20 protein-coding genes are annotated in these 17,628 nt (G+C 72.6%); 10 read left to right on the top strand and 10 right to left on the bottom strand.

Annotated features, from left to right (window positions below; all coding sequences use genetic code 11):
• Positions 1-24: 24 nt before the first annotated feature.
• Positions 25-1,479 carry an aldehyde dehydrogenase family protein gene (locus ACFY0P_RS06580; protein ID WP_388908037.1) on the bottom strand — a complete coding sequence of 485 codons (1,455 nt, stop codon included), beginning with the start codon at positions 1,477-1,479 and terminating at the stop codon, positions 25-27.
• Positions 1,480-1,831: 352 nt separating this feature from the next.
• Between ACFY0P_RS06580 and ACFY0P_RS06575 the strand changes: the two genes are divergently transcribed.
• From ACFY0P_RS06575 to ACFY0P_RS06550, 6 genes are all read left to right on the top strand, one after another.
• Positions 1,832-2,089, top strand: a complete 258-nt coding sequence (locus ACFY0P_RS06575; protein ID WP_388908035.1) for a hypothetical protein — start codon at positions 1,832-1,834, stop codon at positions 2,087-2,089.
• Positions 2,090-2,197: 108 nt separating this feature from the next.
• On the top strand, positions 2,198-2,770 hold the full coding sequence (locus ACFY0P_RS06570; protein WP_388908033.1) for a carboxymuconolactone decarboxylase family protein: 573 nt from the start codon (positions 2,198-2,200) through the stop codon (positions 2,768-2,770).
• Positions 2,760-3,182, top strand: coding sequence for a nuclear transport factor 2 family protein (locus ACFY0P_RS06565; protein WP_388908031.1), 423 nt, complete (start codon positions 2,760-2,762; stop codon positions 3,180-3,182). The genes ACFY0P_RS06570 and ACFY0P_RS06565 overlap by 11 nt, the downstream gene beginning before the upstream one ends.
• Positions 3,179-4,282 carry an acyl-CoA dehydrogenase family protein gene (locus tag ACFY0P_RS06560; protein ID WP_388908029.1) on the top strand — a complete coding sequence of 368 codons (1,104 nt, stop codon included), beginning with the start codon at positions 3,179-3,181 and terminating at the stop codon, positions 4,280-4,282. The genes ACFY0P_RS06565 and ACFY0P_RS06560 overlap by 4 nt, the downstream gene beginning before the upstream one ends.
• Positions 4,283-4,284: 2 nt before the next feature.
• Positions 4,285-5,121: an acyl-CoA dehydrogenase family protein gene (locus ACFY0P_RS06555; protein ID WP_388908027.1), complete on the top strand. Its 837-nt coding sequence runs from the start codon at positions 4,285-4,287 to the stop codon at positions 5,119-5,121.
• Between the two features lie 139 nt (positions 5,122-5,260).
• Positions 5,261-5,413 carry a hypothetical protein gene (locus ACFY0P_RS06550; RefSeq protein WP_388908025.1) on the top strand — a complete coding sequence of 51 codons (153 nt, stop codon included), beginning with the start codon at positions 5,261-5,263 and terminating at the stop codon, positions 5,411-5,413.
• On the opposite strand, the gene ACFY0P_RS06545 is transcribed toward ACFY0P_RS06550, so the two are convergent.
• From ACFY0P_RS06545 to ACFY0P_RS06530, 4 genes are read right to left on the bottom strand one after another with little or no spacing between them, the layout of a single operon-like run.
• Complete coding sequence (locus ACFY0P_RS06545; protein ID WP_388908023.1) at positions 5,407-6,192, bottom strand: enoyl-CoA hydratase; 786 nt, start codon at positions 6,190-6,192, stop codon at positions 5,407-5,409. The genes ACFY0P_RS06550 and ACFY0P_RS06545 overlap by 7 nt on opposite strands.
• A gap of 10 nt (positions 6,193-6,202) precedes the next feature.
• A complete protein-coding gene (locus ACFY0P_RS06540) occupies positions 6,203-7,378 on the bottom strand; it encodes an acyl-CoA dehydrogenase family protein (protein WP_388908021.1) in 1,176 nt (391 codons plus the stop codon).
• Complete coding sequence (locus tag ACFY0P_RS06535) at positions 7,375-8,376, bottom strand: acyl-CoA dehydrogenase family protein (RefSeq protein WP_388908019.1); 1,002 nt, start codon at positions 8,374-8,376, stop codon at positions 7,375-7,377. Before ACFY0P_RS06535 ends, ACFY0P_RS06540 begins: the two co-directional genes overlap by 4 nt.
• The gene (locus tag ACFY0P_RS06530; RefSeq protein ID WP_388908018.1) at positions 8,366-8,515 is read right to left on the bottom strand and encodes a hypothetical protein; all 150 of its coding nucleotides are present in this window, start codon (positions 8,513-8,515) and stop codon (positions 8,366-8,368) included. The genes ACFY0P_RS06535 and ACFY0P_RS06530 overlap by 11 nt, the downstream gene beginning before the upstream one ends.
• A 122-nt stretch (positions 8,516-8,637) precedes the next feature.
• Between ACFY0P_RS06530 and ACFY0P_RS06525 the strand changes: the two genes are divergently transcribed.
• The 3 genes from ACFY0P_RS06525 to ACFY0P_RS06515 all read left to right on the top strand — a co-directional run bounded on the left by ACFY0P_RS06525 (position 8,638) and on the right by ACFY0P_RS06515 (position 11,267).
• Positions 8,638-9,312 carry a TetR/AcrR family transcriptional regulator gene (locus tag ACFY0P_RS06525; protein WP_388908016.1) on the top strand — a complete coding sequence of 225 codons (675 nt, stop codon included), beginning with the start codon at positions 8,638-8,640 and terminating at the stop codon, positions 9,310-9,312.
• A 99-nt stretch (positions 9,313-9,411) separates the two neighbouring features.
• The gene (locus ACFY0P_RS06520; protein ID WP_388908014.1) at positions 9,412-10,239 is read left to right on the top strand and encodes an acyl-CoA thioesterase; all 828 of its coding nucleotides are present in this window, start codon (positions 9,412-9,414) and stop codon (positions 10,237-10,239) included.
• Positions 10,236-11,267 (top strand): dihydrodipicolinate reductase, encoded by a 1,032-nt coding sequence (locus tag ACFY0P_RS06515; protein ID WP_388908012.1) that lies wholly within the window; start codon positions 10,236-10,238, stop codon positions 11,265-11,267. Before ACFY0P_RS06520 ends, ACFY0P_RS06515 begins: the two co-directional genes overlap by 4 nt.
• A gap of 31 nt (positions 11,268-11,298) precedes the next feature.
• Here ACFY0P_RS06515 and ACFY0P_RS06510 read toward each other — a convergent pair whose 3' ends face one another.
• Positions 11,299-12,453, bottom strand: coding sequence for a thiolase family protein (locus ACFY0P_RS06510; protein WP_388908010.1), 1,155 nt, complete (start codon positions 12,451-12,453; stop codon positions 11,299-11,301).
• 100 nt (positions 12,454-12,553) lie between these two features.
• On the opposite strand from ACFY0P_RS06510, the gene ACFY0P_RS06505 reads away from it, so the two are divergent.
• Entirely contained in the window at positions 12,554-13,321 is a 768-nt protein-coding gene (locus ACFY0P_RS06505; RefSeq protein WP_388908008.1) for an SDR family NAD(P)-dependent oxidoreductase, read from the top strand.
• A gap of 77 nt (positions 13,322-13,398) precedes the next feature.
• Here the strand turns inward: ACFY0P_RS06505 and ACFY0P_RS06500 are convergent, their stop codons facing one another.
• Genes ACFY0P_RS06500 through ACFY0P_RS06485 form a run of 4 tightly spaced genes read right to left on the bottom strand, consistent with a single transcriptional unit; the run spans position 13,399 to position 17,553 of the window.
• Complete coding sequence (locus ACFY0P_RS06500; protein WP_388908006.1) at positions 13,399-14,184, bottom strand: enoyl-CoA hydratase/isomerase family protein; 786 nt, start codon at positions 14,182-14,184, stop codon at positions 13,399-13,401.
• A 1-nt stretch (position 14,185) separates the two neighbouring features.
• The gene (locus ACFY0P_RS06495; protein WP_388908004.1) at positions 14,186-15,277 is read right to left on the bottom strand and encodes an acyl-CoA dehydrogenase family protein; all 1,092 of its coding nucleotides are present in this window, start codon (positions 15,275-15,277) and stop codon (positions 14,186-14,188) included.
• A complete protein-coding gene (locus ACFY0P_RS06490) occupies positions 15,264-16,157 on the bottom strand; it encodes an acyl-CoA dehydrogenase family protein (RefSeq protein WP_388908002.1) in 894 nt (297 codons plus the stop codon). The genes ACFY0P_RS06495 and ACFY0P_RS06490 overlap by 14 nt, the downstream gene beginning before the upstream one ends.
• Positions 16,135-17,553: a class I adenylate-forming enzyme family protein gene (locus tag ACFY0P_RS06485; protein ID WP_388908000.1), complete on the bottom strand. Its 1,419-nt coding sequence runs from the start codon at positions 17,551-17,553 to the stop codon at positions 16,135-16,137. The genes ACFY0P_RS06490 and ACFY0P_RS06485 overlap by 23 nt, the downstream gene beginning before the upstream one ends.
• Between the last annotated feature and the right edge of the window lie 75 nt (positions 17,554-17,628).

Below are 17,628 nucleotides of genomic sequence, written 5' to 3'. Positions count from 1 at the left end.
CCCCGAACTGCTGAGCGCCGACGGTCAACCGGCCGGCACGGCGAAGGTCTTGAGCTCGAGGAACTCCTCCAGCCCCGCGACACCCATCTCCCGGCCGATGCCGGACTGCTTGAACCCCCCGAACGGGGCGTCGGCGGCGAAGTAGTTGCCGCCGTTGATGCTGAAGGTGCCGCTGCGGATCCGCCGGGCCACGGCGGTGGCCCGTTCGTCGTCGGCGCCGAGCACCGCGCCGGACAGGCCGAACACCGTGCCGTTGGCGATCCGGACGGCGTCGTCCTCGTCGTCGTAGGCGATGACCGCGAGCACCGGTCCGAAGACCTCCTCCTGGGCGATCTCGGCGGCCGGGTCGACGCCGGCGAGCAGGGTGGGCTCGTAGAAGAAGCCTTCGCGGTCGGCGGGCCGGCCGCCGGTCACCAGGCGGGCGCCGGCGGCGACGGCCCGCTCGACCATGCCGTGCACCTTGGTGCGCTGCTTCTCGCTGATCAGGGGACCCATGTGGGTCGCCGGGTCGGCCGGGTCGCCGTAGCGGACCTTGCCGAGCATGGCGGCGACCAGGGAGACGATCTCGTCGTGACTCTCGCGCGGGACGAGCAGGCGTGAGGTGAGTGCGCAGCCCTGGCCGGCGTGGGAGCAGATGCTGAAGGCCGCGAACATCGCGGCATCGGCGAAGTCGGCGTCGTCGAGCACGATCATCGCGGACTTGCCGCCGAGCTCCAGGAAGACCCGTTTCAGGGTGGCGGAGGCGGCGGACATGATGGCCCTGCCGACCGGGGTGGACCCGGTGAAGGTGATCATGTCGATGCCGGGGTGCGTGGTGAGCAGTTCGCCGGCTTCGGGGCCGGACGAGGTCAGGATGTTGACGACGCCGGCGGGGATGTCGGTCTCCTCGGCGATGAGACGGCCGAGCGTGAGGGTCGTCCACGGGGTGTCGGGGGCGCCCTTGACCACGACGGCACAGCCGGCGGCGAGCGCGGGGGCGAGCTTGGCGAGGGCCAGCTGGTTGGGGAAGTTGTACGGCAGGATGGCCGCGACGACTCCGGCGGGCTCCTTCTCCACCCACCGGCGGTGCTGCCGTCCCCGGCTCTCCACGGTGCCGAGCTCTTCCCGGAACTCGTAGCGCTCCAGCAGGTCCGCGTAGTACCTGACCATCTCGATCGGTTCGTCGAGCTGAGGTCCGTGGGTGAGGGCGCGGGGGGCGCCCACCTCGGCGATGGTCAGGTCGCGCAGTTCCTCGCGGTGCGCGTGCAGCGCGGCGTGGAGCTGGCGCAGGCAGCGCAGCCGCAGGTCGCGGTCGCGCATCCAGCCGGTCGTGTCGAACGCCCGGCGGGCGGCGGCGACGGCCGCCTCGACATGCCCGGCGTCCGCGTCGGATGCCGTCCCCAGCACCTTCCCGGTGGACGGATCGACGGTCTCGAAGCTGCGTCCCGCGGGTACGAGATCTCCGTCGATCAACAGCCGGTCCTCATGGAAAAGACTCACGGCTCCCCATCTCTTCTGGGTGTCACAGATCCTGTTGCCACGGCCCTGCCTGCGGTGGAAAGTAGCTTCTCGCCAGATGAGAAGCAACCTGTCGCGCAGGAGAATTAGGCATTCACGCGAGTGTGGGAGGAATCATGCCCGGTCAGCGCAGGGGGACCGCGATCGCCATGACCGAAGGGGTACGGGACGCCTTTCTCCGCGCCCAGCCGTCTGCCGGGTGGCGACCGTCGGCCCCGGCGGCCATCCGCACCACGGCGCCCTCTGGTTCACCCGGGACGGAACGGCGCTCTGACTCAACTCACTGACGCACAGCCGGCGCTGGACCGACCTCGGCCGCGACCCACGGCTCAGCGTGCCGGTCGACGACGGCGGTCTCGACTTCCTGCGGCTGCGCGAGGTCGAGCTGCCGGGCCGGGCCGAGGCGGTCGGCGAGACCCCTCGCAAGGGCGGCCACGTGGCCGAACTCACCGGTCCCGAGAACCTCTTCGCGGACAGGTACATGGGCGGCGGCACCTTCCGGTACGACGGCCGGCACGGCCGGCTGCGGCTGCGGCTGCGGCTGCGCCCGGAGCGGATCGCCGGCTGGGACTTCGGCAAGCTGCGCGCATGACGGTTGACGCGGAGCCACACGGATGGAAATCTGAAACTCAGAATTGAGAACAGCATTCTCGCGACGCGTGATCGCAAGTTAATGCATCCTGCCCCCGAGGGAGCCCGCATGCCGCCTCGTCTGCCTCCGCTGCCGGACGACCAGTGGGACGACCGCATTCGCGAGGTGCTCTCCGCCCTGCTTCCCCGGGGCATGCGCAACGCCGCGGCGGCGGGCAACGCGATGTCCACGCTCGTACGGCACCCGGACCTCACCGCGGCCTTCCTCCCCTACAGCACCTACCTCCTGGTCGGCTCGACCCTGCCGGCCCGGCTGCGTGAGCTGGTCATCCTGCGGATCGCCAGGCGCCGAGACTGCGCGTACGAGTGGACGCACCACTTCTACGCCGCCCAGCAGGCCGGCCTGACCGAGGCAGAGGTCGAGGCGGCCGGACAGGGCAAGGCGGCCGACCCCCTGGAGAGCGCGGTTCTTGACGCCGTGGACGAGCTGGAAGAGGGCTCCGACGTCTCGGACCGCACCTGGGCCGCCCTCGCCGAGCACCTCGACGAACACCAGCTGATGGACCTGGTGTTCACCGTGGGGACCTACACCCTCATGGCGATGGCCTTCAACACCTTCGGCATCCGTCCCGAACACGACGCGCGCGAGCGTGCGGAAAGGAGGCGGGCCCGTGACCACTGACCCCACGGACGACCTCGTGGAGATCCAGCAGCTCCTCGCCCGTTACGCGGTGACCATCACCCGCGGCGACATCGACGGGCTGATCGCGGTCTTCACGCCGGACGGCACCTACAGCGCGTTCGGCGACACCTACCCCCTCGCGGAGTTCCCGGCGCTGGTCGCGGCCGCCCCCAAGGGGCTGTTCCTCACCGGTACGCCCGCCGTGGAGCTGTCGGGCGACACGGCGACGGGCACCCAGCCGCTGTGCTTCGTCGACCACTCCACCCACGACCTGCGCATCGGCTACTACAACGACACCTACCTGCGCACCGCCGACGGCTGGCGGCTGCGCACCCGGGCGATGACCTTCATCCGCCGCAGCGGCGCCCACGACTCGGGGCGCCCGCACGCGTATCAGCGCCCGGCCGGATGAGCGCCTTCACCACGGCGGCGGACTTCCGCACGGCCCTGCGGGCCTGGCTGGACGGCAACGACCTGTCCCCCGGCCCCGACCACTCCTTCGACGCCCAGGTCGCCCAGCTGGCACGGGTGCGCCGGGCCCTGTTCGACGCGGGCTGGATGCGGTACGGCTGGCCGCGGGAGGTGGGCGGCCTCGGCGGGCCCGCGGTGCTCAGGGCGGTGCTCGGCGAGGAGGTGGCGACCCGGGGCCTGGCAGAGCCCGGCATCTACTCGATGGTCGAGGTCCTCGCCCCGACCCTCGTCGACTACGCCCGTCCCGAACTGGCCGCGGACATGGTCCCGTTGCTGCTGAGCGGCCGGGAGCAGTGGTGCCAGGGCTTCTCCGAGCCGGGCTCGGGCAGCGACCTGGCGTCCCTCACCACCCGGGCGGCACCGCGGGACGACGGCACCTGGGTGGTCAACGGCCAGAAGGTGTGGACGAGCCTCGCCCAGTACGCGGCCCGCTGTGTCCTGCTCACCCGCACCGCCCCCGGCCACGAGGGCATCACCGCGTTCTTCGTCGACATGGACACCCCCGGCATCACCGTGCGTCCGCTGCGCACGATGCACGGCGTCGACGAGTTCGCCGAGGTCTTCTTCGACGACGTGCCCGTGCCCGCCGACCGGATGCTGGGCCGCCCCGGCGACGGCTGGCGCCTGGCGATGGACCTGCTCCCGCACGAGCGCTCCACCTGCTTCTGGCACCGCGTCGCCCACCTCTACACCCGTCTCGACCGTCTGCTCGCCGAGACCGAGGTCCCGGACGACGCGGCCCTCGGCGCCGCCTACCTCGCCCTGCACACCGTCCGCTGCCGCTCCCACGCGACGCAGCGCCGGCTCGCGGACGGGGTCCGGCTCGGACCGGAAACCTCGGTCGACAAGGTGCTGCTGGCCACCGCCGAGCAGCAACTCCTGGAGACGGTAAGGGACTTGCTGCCGGGGGTTCTGGAGCTGACCGGGACGCCCTGGCGGTCGGAGTACCTCTACGCGAAGGCGGCCACCATCTACGGCGGCACCGCCGAGATCCAGCGCAACATCATCGCCCGCCGGCTCCTGGACCTGGGGAGGGAGTGACCGTGGACCACGCCGAGGTGGAACTGCTCGCGCAGACCCTGCGCAAGACGATGACGAGCACGGCCTCCGGCGCCGCCCTCGACGCCGCTCTGGCCGAACTGGGCTGGGCCGAACTGCTGGCCGAGTTCCCTCAGGTGGCGATACCGACGGTGTTCCGGCTGCTGGGCGAGACGGGTGCGCATGCCCCGGTGCTGAACGACGTGGTCCTCACGGCCGCCGGGCGGCCGGGCGGCGGCACCGCCCGGCTGCCGTACACCGGCGGCTCATGGGTGGTGTGGGAGCGGGGTGCGGAGGCCATGGGCCGGACACTGGACGAGGACCTGCCGCTGCGACCGGTGCCGGCCGACGGTCCGGGGCCGGGCCCGGAGCTGCTGCTGCGGCCGGGGTCCACCGGAGCGTCCGTACCGCTCGCGGCGGGACGGCGGGCGGTCGGCTGGTGGCTGCTCGGCAGCGGCCACGCCATGCTGGGGCTCGCCCGGACGCATGCGCTGGACCGGGTCCAGTTCGGCCGTCCGCTCGCCGCCTTCCAGGCGGTACGGCACCGGCTCGCGGAGACCCTGGTGGCCCTGGAGGGCGCCGAGGCCGCCCTCGCGGCGGCCGGGGACGACCTGGGGTCGCTGCTCGCCAAGGCGGCGGCCGGGCAGGCGGCGCTGACCGCGGCCCGGCACTGCCAGCAGGTGCTGGGCGGGATCGGTTTCACCGCCGAGCACCCGTTGCACCGGCACGTCCGCCGGGCCCTCGTCCTGGACGGGCTCCTCGGCAGCGCGCGGGAGCTGACGCGCGAGGCCGGGGCGCTGGTGCGGGCGAAGGGCACCGCGCCCCGGCTGGTTCAGCTGTGACCCACCCGGGGCGCAGGCCTCGGTCGGCCGTGTCTCACCAGGGCAGCCGTCCGTTGACGCTGAAATAGCCGCCGGCAGGTCCGTCTTGGCGGAGCCGGGTACGACGGAGTTGATCCGCGTCTCCGGGAGCGCCCCGCAAGTGGCGCTGCTCACGCGGGACTGCGACCGGCTCCGGGGCGCGGAGCAGGACCTGCGCATCCTCGTGTACTCGGCCGAGCCCGGTTCCGAGGCGGCGGAGAAGCCGGAGCTGATCCCGGTGCTCGGCACCCGGAGCCTGGCCGAACGTCACTGACGGAGCTTCTCCTTCATCTCGTCCAGTTTCGCCAGGATCGGATAGCCGCTGACGCTCAGCGCGTTGCCGTGTCCGGTCTGGTGGATGTCGAAGACGGACTGGAGTGCGGCGTAGAAGCCCTGCACGTCCAGGGTCTGGTTGACCGCGCGCTTGGCCTGGCGCAGCCCGAAGGCGGGCATCGCGGCGATGCGTTCGGCGAGTTCCCGGGTGGCCGTGTCCAACTCGGCGCGCGGGACGACCCGGTTGACCATGCCCGCCTTCTCGGCCTCCTCGGCAGTCAGCGGTCGGCCGGTGAACAGGATCTCCTTGGCCTTGCGGGGGCCCAGCTCCCAGGTGTGACCGTGGTATTCGACCCCGCCGATGCCCATGGTGACGACCGGGTCGGAGAACAGGGCGTCCTCGGCGGCCACGATCAGGTCGCAGGGCCAGCACAGCATCAGCCCGCCGGCGATGCAGCGGCCCTGCACGGCGGCGATCGACGGCTTCGGCACATTGCGCCAGCGCAGCGTGTACTCCAGGTACCGGCGGTTCTCGGCGCGGTAGATCCACTCCAGGGTGATCTCGTCGGGGCCGGGCCAGCGGTCCTTGAGGTCGTGCCCGGCGGAGAAGTGCTTCCCCTCGGCACGCACCACGATCACCTTCACCTCCGCGTCCTCGGCGGCCCGTGTCCAGGCGGCGTCGAGTTCGTCGAGAAGAGCGGCGTTCTGGGCGTTGGCGACCTCCGGCCGGTTGAGGGTGAGAGTGGCGATGGCGTCCTTCACCTCGTACAGGATGTGCACGGGCGTCTCCTCAGCGTCGGGGCAGACCGAGCACCCGCTCGGCGATGATCGTGCGCTGGATCTCGGACGTGCCGCCGGCGATGGTGCCGCCGAAGCTGCGGGCGAAGCGGTTGAACCAGCTGGCGGAGTCGTCGTCGAAGCTCATGTGGAAGTACGGCGCCGTCCGCGCCGGATGGGCCAGGCCCTCCGGGCCGGACGCCTCCAGGACGTGTTCCAGGGCGTGCTGGGCCGCCTCCGACCCGAACACCTTCAGCACGGACAGCGCGGGTACGTCCTGCTCGCCGCGGGCCGCGCGGGCGAGCGCGGCCGAACCGAGCAGCCGTAGCGCCTGGAGATCCATGAGCAGGGTGGCGTACCAGTCCTTCTGCAGGTCGCCGACGGGCCGGAAGTCGCGTACGACGGCCTCCAGGCGCTCGGCCTCGCCCAGCCACATCAGGGTCCGCTCGTGCCCCAGGGAGCCGTTCGCGACCCGCCAGCCCTGGTTGAGGGCGCCGACGAGGTTCTCGGCGGGGACCCGGACGTTCTCGAAGAAGACCTCGTTGAAGTCCTTGTCGTCGGGGCTGGTGTAGGAGGCGAAGGGGCGGCGGGTCACGCCGGGGGTGTCGGTGGGGATGAGCAGGACGCTGATGCCCTTGTGCTTGGGGGCGTCCGGGTCGGTGCGGACGAAGGCGAGGAGCACGTCTGCGTCGTGGGCGCCGGACGTCCAGACCTTCTGGCCGTTGACGGTAAAGTGGTCGCCGTCGGGTTCGGCCCGGGTGCGCAGGGAGGCGAGGTCGGATCCCGCGCCGGGCTCGCTCATGCCGAGGGCGGCGGTGATCTCGGCGCGCAGGATGGGCACGGCCCAGCGGCGCTTCTGCTCCTCGGTGCCGAAGGAGAGCAGGGAGGCGGCGATGATGCCGACGCCCTGCGGGTTGAAGCTGTGGCAGATGCGGCGCCGGGACAGCTCCTCGCGGTGCACGTACTGCTGGATGACCGTGGCGTTCCGGCCGCCGAACTCGGGCGGGTTGCCGGGCAGCAGCCAGCCCTCGTCGAACTGGAGGCGCTGCCAGCGCCTGGCCCACTCGGGCAGGTGCGCGGTGGAGCGGGACCGCTCGGCGGCCGCGGCCTCGGCGGGCAGGTTGGCCTCCAGGAACGCCGCGAACTCGGCGCGGAAGGCCTCGACGTCTTCGTCGAAGGACAGTCTCATGACACTCCCTGGGCGACCCACTGGTCGGCTATGGACGCCCGGTGCCCGGCGGCCCCGCCCAGCATCAACTCGCCCGCCTTGGCCCGCTTGATCGCGAACTGCAGGTCGTTCTCCCAGGTGTGCCCCATCGCGCCGAACAGCTGCACGGCGTTGCGGAACACCAGGGCCTGGCACTCGCCGGCCGCCGCCTTGGCCATGGCGGCCGCGAGCGGGCGTCGCGGGTCGTCCTCGGCGATGGTCAGGGCGGCGAAGTAGGCCAGGGCGCGGGCCCGTTCGACGGCCACGTGCATGTCGGCCGCCTTGTGCTGGACGGCCTGGAAGGAGCCGATGGGCGCGTCGAACTGGCGGCGGGTGCGGACGTGGCCAAGGACCAGGTCGAGGGCCCGGCGGCAGGCGCCCACCATGGTCAGGGCCATGCCGGTGAGCGCGAGGTGGCGGGCGCTCGCCGGGTCCGCGCCGCCACGGTCGCCCGCGCCGACCCGGACCTGCGCGAAGGTGACCTCGGCGAGGTGCAGGACGGGGTCGAGGACCGGGGTGCGTACGGCGCTCACCGCGGTGGCGGGAACGACGAAGACGCCCGCGTCGGTGACCACGGCGAGGCGGTCGGCCCGGTCGCCGTCGAGTACGTGCCGGGCGGTGCCCTCCAGGATCCAGCCGCCGTCGGCCGGGGTCGCCGTGACGCCCGCGTGGACGGCCGTGCCGGACCGGGCGGGGTCGGCGAACTCCGGTGCGAGCGGGGCGAACTGGGTCAGCGTCGCCAGGTAGGGCGTGGGGTCGGTGGCCCGGCCCAGCTCCTCCAGGACGATCGCCAGCTCGACCGCGTCGGCCGGGTCGGTCAGCTCGGTCCAGCCGAGGTCCACGTAGCCGCGCCACAGTGGTGCCGGGTCGGCGCCGTCGTCGGCCACCGCGCGCACCAGCGCCGGCGGGCACTCCCTGAGGACGGCCTTGTGCACGGTGTCCTGCCACAGCCGCTGCTCGGCGTCGAACTCAAACAGCATCGGGGCCTCCGAGCACGAAGGCCCCGGCCGGTGCCACCCCCATCAGTACGGCTCCGGTGAGCAGGGCCCCGACGAGCGCCCCCTCCGGCACCGCCCTCACCTGCCTGACCTCGTGGTCGGCCCGCACGCCCCATGTCACGAACGACCCCTTTGATGAGAATGTAATTCTCTGAATAAGCAATCAGCAGTCTCCTCCACATCTCCGGCGCTGTCCAGACTCGACACCGACTGCTTCCCGATGCAGTGCAGTAATGTTCTCGCATGGCACAGAAGGCGGATCAGCCCGTGAGCACCCCGACCGAGGAACCGGCCTGGAAGCAGCGCGCCGTGGAGCGCTCCACCCAGGCGGCGAAACGCCGGGCCGAACAGAGGGTGGAGCGGTTCCTCGACGCGGCCCAGGCGATCATGGCGGAGAAGGGCACGACCGACTTCACCGTGCAGGAGGTCGTCGACCGCTCCAAACAGTCACTGCGGAGCTTCTACCAGCACTTCGACGGCAAGCACGAGCTGCTGCTCGCGCTGTTCGAGGACGCGATGAGCAAGTCCGCGGAACAGCTGCGGACCCTCGCCGCCGATCAGTCCGACCCACTGGACCGACTCAGGGTGGTCGTCCAGGAGCTGTTCAACAGCTCCCGCCCCGACCCGGCCACCCAGCAGCAGCCGCTGTTCACCGACTTCGCGCTTCGCCTTCTAATATCGCATCCGGCCGAGATGCGGGTCGCGAACGCTCCGCTGCTCGCGCTGTTCACCGAGCTGATGCAGGACCTGGAGGACGCGAACCTGCTGCGCTCGGGCTTCAAGGCCAAGCGGGTGGCGGCGCTGACCATGCAGACCGTCATGTTCAACGCCCAGTCCAGCGGCCAGGACGCGGCGCATCCGCTGACCGCGGACGAGATCTGGGATTACTGCGCGAACGGGATCACGGGCGACGACTAGTCCGAGCCGGGCCGGCCACCGCACCGGCGGCCGGCCCGGGAACACCCATGTACGAGAGCGCCATTCTCACATCTGAATATTTCCATTACCCTCGCTGGCATGCCACTTGCCGTGAGCGAACTCTGGGACGATCTCCTGCACTGCCTCGACCTCCGGGGACACGCCGAGGAGACCGGTCCCGTCTACGAGGCGGGCAGCCAACGACTCGGCTACCACCGCCTGTTCGGCGGGCAGCTGCTGGCCCAGTTCGTCCGGGCGGCACAGCTCAGCTGCCCGGACAAGAACGTGAAGTCCCTGCACGCCCTGTTCGCGCGGGCGGGCCGCCCGGAGGAACCCGTCCGCTACGAGGTGCGGCGCCATCACGACGGGGGCTCCTTCGCCGCGCTGACGATCGTCGCCCGGCAGCCGAAGGGCGTGGTGGCCACCGCGTCGGTGTCCCTGCACGTCGCCGAGGACGGCCCCGCCAGGCAGGCGGTCCCGGCCGCGCCCGCCCTGCCCGGGCCCGAACACCGCACGGACCTCCACCCCATCCCCTGGGAGACCCGCACCACCGCCGACCTGGACAGCGCCGCACCCGAGCCGCCCGAGTTCGACGTGTGGATGCGCACCCCGGCCACCGAGGCGGACCTGGCCCCGGCACTCACCGCCTACGCCACCGACCTCACGCTCATCGGCACCGCCCTGCGCCCTGTGCCCGGAGTCACCCAGCACGACTCCGGAACGGCGTTCACCTCCGCGGTCACCTCGCACACCGTCTGGTTCCACCGCCCGTTCGGTGCGGACGGGTGGCTGCTGCTGCGGCAGCACAGCCCCCTCCTGGCGCACGGCCGCTGCTTCGGCCGGGGCGACGTCCTCACCGCGGACGGCACCCTCGTCGCGTCCTACGCCCAGGAGGCCCTGCTGCGCTTCACGAAGGAGGCGCCATGACGCCGTACCGGGTGGTCCAGTGGGCCACCGGCACGATCGGCGCCCGCTCGCTGCGCGCCGTCGTCGAGCACCCGGACCTGGCCCTGGCCGGCGTGTACGTCCATACGCCGGCCAAAGCGGGCCGCGACGCGGGCGAGTTGTGCGGGAGCGGCCCGACCGGCGTCAGGGCCACCCACGACGTCGAGGACGTCCTGGCCCTGGGCGCGGACTGCGTGCTCTACATGCCGCTGCGGTGCGATGTCGACGAGGTGTGCCGGCTGCTGGCGTCGGGCGCCAACGTGGTGACCACGCGCGGCGAGTTCCACCACCCCGGCAGCATGGATCCCGTCGTCCGCGAGCGGGTGGCGGAGGCCTGCGCCCGGGGCGGCACCTCGATCCACAGCACGGGCAGCAGCCCGGGGTTCATCACCGAGGCGGTGCCGCTCGTGCTGACGTCCCTCGCACGCCGCCTGGATCTCCTCACCATCGACGAGTACGCCGACCTGTCCCGGCGGCCGTCCCCCGAGCTGCTGTTCGGCGTGATGGGCTTCGGCAGCGCACCGGCGGCGTTCGACGAGGGGCGCCTGTCGCACGCGCGCACCAGTTTCGGCCCGTCGCTGCGGCTGGTCGCGGACGCCCTGCGGCTGCCGCTCGACTCCCTCGAGCCGACCGGCGAGCTGGCCACCGCGCGCGGCCATGTCCGCATCGCGGCGGGCGAGTTGGCCGCGGGCACGGTCGCGGCCCAGCGGCTCACGGTGACCGGGCTGCGCGCGGGCCGTCCGCTGCTGCGCTTCCGTGCCACCTGGTACTGCACGAGGGACCTCGCCCCGGCCTGGGATCTGCAGGACACCGGCTGGCATCTCACGGTCGAGGGCGACACCCCGCTGGACGTCGGCGTCAGGCTGCCGGTGCCGCTCGGCCGGATGGCCGAGGTGTCCCCGTCGTACACGGCGCACCGGGCGGTCAACGCCGTGCCGTTCGTGTGCGCGGCGGCTCCCGGGATCCGTACGACGCTCGATCTGCCGCAGGTCACGGCGGCGCTGGGGTGAGCACGCCGGACCCGCGGCGCCGCGCCGTGCGCTACGGTGCCGGCACCTCCACGACCATCGCCGAGCCCATCCCGCCGCCGGCGCACATCGCCGCGACGCCGATACCGCCGCCGCGGCGCCGCAGTTCGTGCACGAGCGTGACCAGCATGCGGGCGCCGGTGGCGGCGACGGGGTGACCGAGGGAGCAGCCGCTGCCGTTGACGTTGACCAGCTCGGGGTCGAGGTCGAGTCGGCGGACGGCGGCCACGGTCACCGAGGCGAAGGCCTCGTTGATCTCGTAGAGGTCGACGTCGGCGGTGGTGAGGCCGGCGCGGGAGAGCGCCTTGGGAATGGCCTTGACGGGTGAGAGCCCGGTTTCCGCCGGGTCCACGCCGACGGACGCCCAGGACCGTACGGTGGCCAGCGCGGGCAGGCCCTCGGCGGCCGCCGTCCGGTCGCTCGCGACCACCAGTGCGGCCGCGCCGTCGTTGCCGCCGCAGGCGTTGCCGGCGGTGATGCTGAAGCCCTCGATCTCGGGGTGCAGCGGCTTGAGCGCGGCGAGCTTCTCCAACGACGTGTCGCGGCGCGGGTGTTCGTCGACCGAGAACAGCCCGTACGGGGTGTCGAAGGGCACCAGCTCCGCGTCGAAACGGCCCTCGTCGATGGCGCGCACGGCGTTCTGGTGCGAGCGCAGCGCCCACGCGTCCATCTCCGCGCGGCTGACGCCGGCCCGCTGGGCGACGTTCCAGCCGATGGTGATCGACATGTCGTTGTTGGGGGCGTCCGGCCGGTTCGGATGGGTGGGCGGCATCCAGGGCTCGACCCATTCGCCGTCGACGCGGAAGGCGGACTTCGGCGCCGTCGAGGCCGAGTTGACGCCGCCCGCGATCACCAGCTCGTCCATTCCGGCGCGGATGCTCGCGGCGGCGTCGGCGACGGCTGCCAGGCCGGCGGCGCAGTGCCGGTTGACGGCCGCGCCCGGGATGCCGGTGAGGCCGGCGGTCAGCGCGGCGTGGCGGGCGAGGACACCGCCGCCGTAGAGGCCCTCGCCGAGGATCACGTCGTCGACGCGGTCCGGGTCGAGCCCGGCCGCGGCGGCCTGGACGATGTGGTGGGCCAGGTCGAAGGCGGTGGTGTCGCGCAGGCTCCCCTTGCGGGCGGTGCCGACGGGGGTGCGCAGAGCGGACACGATGACTGCCTCGGGCATGGACGGTCTCCAACTCGGCGGGGCGGGCAGGGATCACATCACTTTGCGAGAATGCTACTCTCGCCATACTAGAACTACATATCCCGGGAGGGGAGTCGCGATGCAGGTTCGGGGCACATCCGCGCTCGTGGTGGGTGGGACGGGGGGCCTGGGCGAGGCCACGGTCCGCCGGCTGCGCGCGGCGGGAGCGTCCGTGGTCGTCGCCGATCTCGCCGACGAGAAGGGCAAGGCCCTGGAGGAGGAGCTGGGCATCCGGTACGTGCGGACGGACGCCACCGACGAGGGCGAGGTCCGCACCGCGATCGGGGCGGCGGAGGCGCTCGGCCCGCTGCGGATCGCGGTGGACGTGCACGGCGGTCCGGCGAGCGGCGGGCGGCTGGTCGGCCGGGACGGCGAACCGATGGACCTCGCCGGGTTCCGGCGGACCCTCGACATCTATCTGACCGGCGTCTTCAACGTCCTGCGGCTGGCCGCCGCCGCGATGGCCCGCCAGGAGCCGGCGAACGAGGACGGCGGCCGGGGTGTCGTCGTGACCACCGCGTCCATAGCGGCGTACGAGGGCCAGATCGGCCAGCTTCCGTACGCCGCCGCGAAGGGCGGGGTCGCCGCCATGACCCTGGTGGCCGCGCGCGACCTGTCCCCGCTCGGCATCCGGGTCATGACGATAGCTCCGGGCACGTTCCTGACGCCCGCCTACGGGAGGTCCGGCGACCAACTGGAGGCCTACTGGGGGCCGCAGATCCCGCACCCCCGCCGGATGGGCCGCTCCGCCGAGTACGCCGCTCTCGTCCAGCACATCTGCGAGAACGACTATCTCAACGGCGAGGTGATCCGCCTGGACGGGGCGCTGCGCTTCCCGCCCAAGTGACGGCCGGCGGAGCCGGCTTCCCGCCCCGCACGGGCGCGCCCCGCATCGCACGGACGCGCCCCGCACCGGCGGACGGGTCACCGCTCCCGGGAGGTGAGGCGGGCGAGGGTGTCACGGAAGTCGTCCGTCTGGAAGGACTGTTCCTCGGCGGTCGTGGCGTAGTCGAGGGTGGCGAGCACCGCACGCTCCAGATGCATGTTGAGGACGCGTTTGGTGCTCTCCGCCGCCTGCCTCGGCAGTCCCGCGATGCGTTTCGCGCAGGCCGTGGCCTCCGCGAGCGGGTCGGCCACCACGTGGTTGGCCAGCCCGAGGGCGACGGCCTTCTCGGCCGGAATGCGGGCGCCGGTGAGGGCGTACTCCTTGGCGAGCAACAGGCTGGTGTGCAGCGGCCAGGTGAGCGGGCCGCCGTCGGCCGCGACCAGGCCGACCTGGACGTGCGGGTCGGCGAGGTAGGCGCCCTCGGCCATGTAGACGATGTCGCTGAGCGCCACCAGGCTGCAACCGAGCCCCACGGCAGGCCCGTTGACGGCGGCGACGACCGGGACGCGGCAGCGGACCATGCCGAGGACCAGGTCCCGGCCGTGGGCGATGGTCTTCGCGCGCAGTTCGGGATCCTGCCTGATCTCGTCGAGGTAGGCGAAGTCGCCGCCCGCGGAGAACGCCTCTCCCGCCCCGGTGATGACGGCGGCCCTGGCCTGCCGGTCGTCGGCCAGCCGGGGCCACAGCCGGGCCAGGCCCGTGTGCAGCGGGTCGTTGACGGCGTTGAGGGCGTCGGGCCGGTTGAGGGTGACGATCCGCAGCGGGCCGTCCGCGCGGACGTCGATCTCCTCCGGCATGCCGTACCTGTTCCGACCGTCCGTCATGTCAGGCTCCCAGTCCGAGGATCCGTGCGGCGATGATGTTCTTCTGGATCTGCGAGGTGCCGCCCATGACGCTCTGCGCGCGGCTGTAGAGGTAGGCGTGCAGGAGGTCCGGGTCGCCGGCGCCGCCGACGGCCAGGGCTGCGTGGCCCACCGTCTGCTCCGTCCAGGTCATGAGGAGCTTGTCCAGGGAGCCCTCCGGCCCGTGGGAGACGCCGTCGAGCTGTTCGGACAGGCGCCGGCGCACGTGCAGGCGCAGCATCTCCGTCTCGACGACCGCCCAGGCGACGTCGGGCGGCAGGGTGTCGCCGGCCGTGCGGTCCACGAGCTCGCGGACGAGCTTGCCGTAGCGGGCGGTGAAGCCCAGGGTCGAGGGTTCGCGTTCGTGTCCGACGACCGTCATGGCGAGCGCCCAGCCCTCGCCGGGCGCGCCGACCATCTGGTCCGCGGGCACGGTGGCGCCGTCGAGGAGGACCTGGCCGAACTCCTTGGTGACTCCGCTCATCATCTTCAACGGCCGCTGTTCGACGCCGGGTTGGTCCATGGCGACGATGAACGCGGAGATGCCCCGGTGGCGGGGTGCGGCCGGGTCGGTGCGGGCGAGGAGCAGGCACCAGTCGGCGACGTCGGAGTAACTGGTCCAGATCTTGTGGCCGTGGACGACGTAGGTGTCGCCGTCGCGGATGGCGGTGGTGGTGAGGGAGGCGAGGTCGGAGCCGGCGCCGGGTTCGCTGAAGCCCTGGCACCAGCGTTCGGTGCCGTCGATCATGCCGGGCAGGAAGCGTTCACGCAGTTCCTCGCTGCCGTGCCGGCCGAGGCCCTGGACGAGGTAGCCGAGGCCGGGGCGGGCGGGGGCGCCGGCGCGGGCGAGTTCCTCGTCGAGGATGACGTCGTAGACGGGCGGCAGGTCGTGGCCGCCGTACTTCGCGGGCCAGGACAGGCCGAAGAAGCCGGCCGCGTGCAGGGCGCGGTGCCATTCGCCCTGGCGGGCCCAGTACGCGTCGCCAGCGGTGGGGCACCTGCCGGCGCGCTCGGTCAGCCAGCCACGCAGACGGTCGCGGAAGGCGGCCTCCTCGGGCGAGTCACGAAAGTCCACGGTCGATCTCCTCCAGGCGTACGGGGAACAGGTCGGTGGACGTCAGCGCGCGGCGCAGGTGGACATGGGCGAGGCACTCCCAGGTGTTGCCGATGCCGCCGTGCACCTGGACGGCCGTCTCGCAGACGGTGCGGGCGGCGCGGGCGCAGTAGAGCTTGGCGATACGGGCGGCCCGGATCGCCTCGGCGGGCGGCAGTTCGTCGACGGCCCAGGCGGCGTGGCGCAGGACGCTGACCGAGCCCTCGATGAGGGCCAGCGCTTCGGCGAGGAGGTGGGCCACCGCCTGGTAGGAGCCGATCGTCCGGCCGTACTGCTCGCGGATCCTGGCGTGGTCGCGGGCGAGGGTGAGCGCGCCGCGGGCCGTGCCGACGAGGTCGGCGGCGGTGGCGACCACGGCCAACGCCCGCCAGCGGACGACGGCTTCGCCGGTCAGGACGCCGATCTGCTCGGGTGCGCCGCGCAGTTCGGCGACGTGGCGGGTGAGGTCGGCGCCGGGGACCGGCGTGCCGATCTCGGTGGCCAGCACCCGGTCGCCCTCCACGGACAGCGCCCGTCGCCTGCCCCGTGCGTCCCGAGCCCGGCCGTCGACGGCCACGGTCGCCGACGAGATCCCGTCGGCCAGGTCGTCGGCGAGCACGGGCCCTAGAAGCGGTACGTCGACCAGTCTCCGCCCGAACTCCGCCACGACGAGGGCCACCTCGACACCGGAGGCGCCGTCCGAGCGCAGCGCCCGCCAGCCGGTGGCCTCGACCGCCTTCTCCAGGCGGGCGACCCGGTCCGCGTCGTCCAGGTCGAGGACCGAGCCGGGTCCGAGGTCGTCGGCCAGCTTGGCGGCCGCGTCCCGGAGCTGGCGTTGCTCAGCTGTCAGCCGTACGTCCATCGCGCTCCTTGAGTACCTGTTCCTTGAGGACTCGCCGCAGGACCTTTCCCGAGGGCAGGCGCGGGATCTCGGTCACGAACTCGACACGGCTCGGTCGTTTGTAGGAGGCCAGCCTGCCGCCGACCAGTTCGACGAGTTCGGCGGCCTCGACCGGCGCGGCCCGCAGGACCGCCGCGACGACCGCCTCCCCGTCCGCGCCGTCCGGGACGCCGAACACGGCACAGTCGGCGACCGCCGGATGGCCGTGCAGCACGGCCTCGACCTCGGCGGGGGCGACCTGGAACGCCCGCACCTTGATCATCTCCTTGGAGCGGTCGGTGAGGCGCACCCACCCGCCCGCGTCGACGCTGCCGACGTCGCCGGTGCGGTACCAGCCGTCGTGCAGGGCGTCCGCCGTCGCCTCGGCCGGCAGGTACCCGGCCATCAGGGACTCCGCGCGCACCTCGATCTCCCCGGTCTCGCCCGGCCCGACGGGCTCTCCCGTCTCCAGCGAGACCACGCGCACGCGCACGCCCGGCACGGGACGGCCGGCCGAGTCCAGGCGTGCCCCGTCGAGCGGGTTGCAGGCGATGACGGGCAGTTCACTCGCCCCGTACGCGGGCACCCAGCCCACCCCGGTCCGCCGGGTCACCGTCTCGGCGATGCTCGGGGTCACCGGGGTGGCGCCCCACATGATGTAGCGCAGCGAGGACAGGTCGTACGACTCCAGCTTCGGGTGGGAGGCGATGGCGAGCGCGATCGGGGCGACGGCCATCTCCACGGTGATGCGGTCGAGTTCGATGTGGTGCAGCAGCCGGTCCAGGTCGAAGCGGCGGTGCAGGCGCAGCCAGGCCCCGGCCTCCAGGGCCGTGACGATGTTGAGCAGGCCCAGGATGTGCGAGGGCGGGGTGGCGACCTGGATGCGGTCGAGCGAGGTGAGACCGAGGGCGTCCCGCCAGTGCCGGACGGCGGCGGCGAACGAGGCGTGCGTGTGCCGGACCGCCTTGGGCATGCCGGTGGTGCCCGAGCTGAACACCAGGACCGCGTCGGCGTCCTGGTCCACGGACGGCTCCACGCCGCGTCCCGGCTCGATCGGCTCGTCCAGGTGCAGCATCGGCATCAGTCCGGCGAGCACCGGGTGGTCCCCGACCGCGTGGGCGGGTCCGGTGATCTCCAGGGCGTGTTCGACCTCGCCCCGCTTCCAGGCCGGGCTGAGCAGGACGACCGCCGCGCCGAGCCGCCAGACGGCCTGCACGGCGATCACGAACTCCGGCCGGTTGGAGGACATGAGCGCCACCCGCTCGCCCGCCCGCACACCCCGCCGGGCCAGTGCCCCCGCCAGCCCGTCCGCCAGGGCCGTCAGCTCGGCACGGCTGTACCCGCGGTCCTCGAAGACCAGCGCGGCCCGTTCGCTCATCTCTCGCCCCCACCCCTTGAGAGGATCCCGTCAGCCAGGAGAGAATAGTATTCTCGTTTCGACAGAACCTTGATA

This window comes from Streptomyces sp. NPDC001714 (assembly GCF_042892755.1).
In the GTDB taxonomy this organism is placed as follows: domain Bacteria; phylum Actinomycetota; class Actinomycetes; order Streptomycetales; family Streptomycetaceae; genus Streptomyces.
This window is presented reverse-complemented; position numbering and strand designations above follow the sequence as displayed.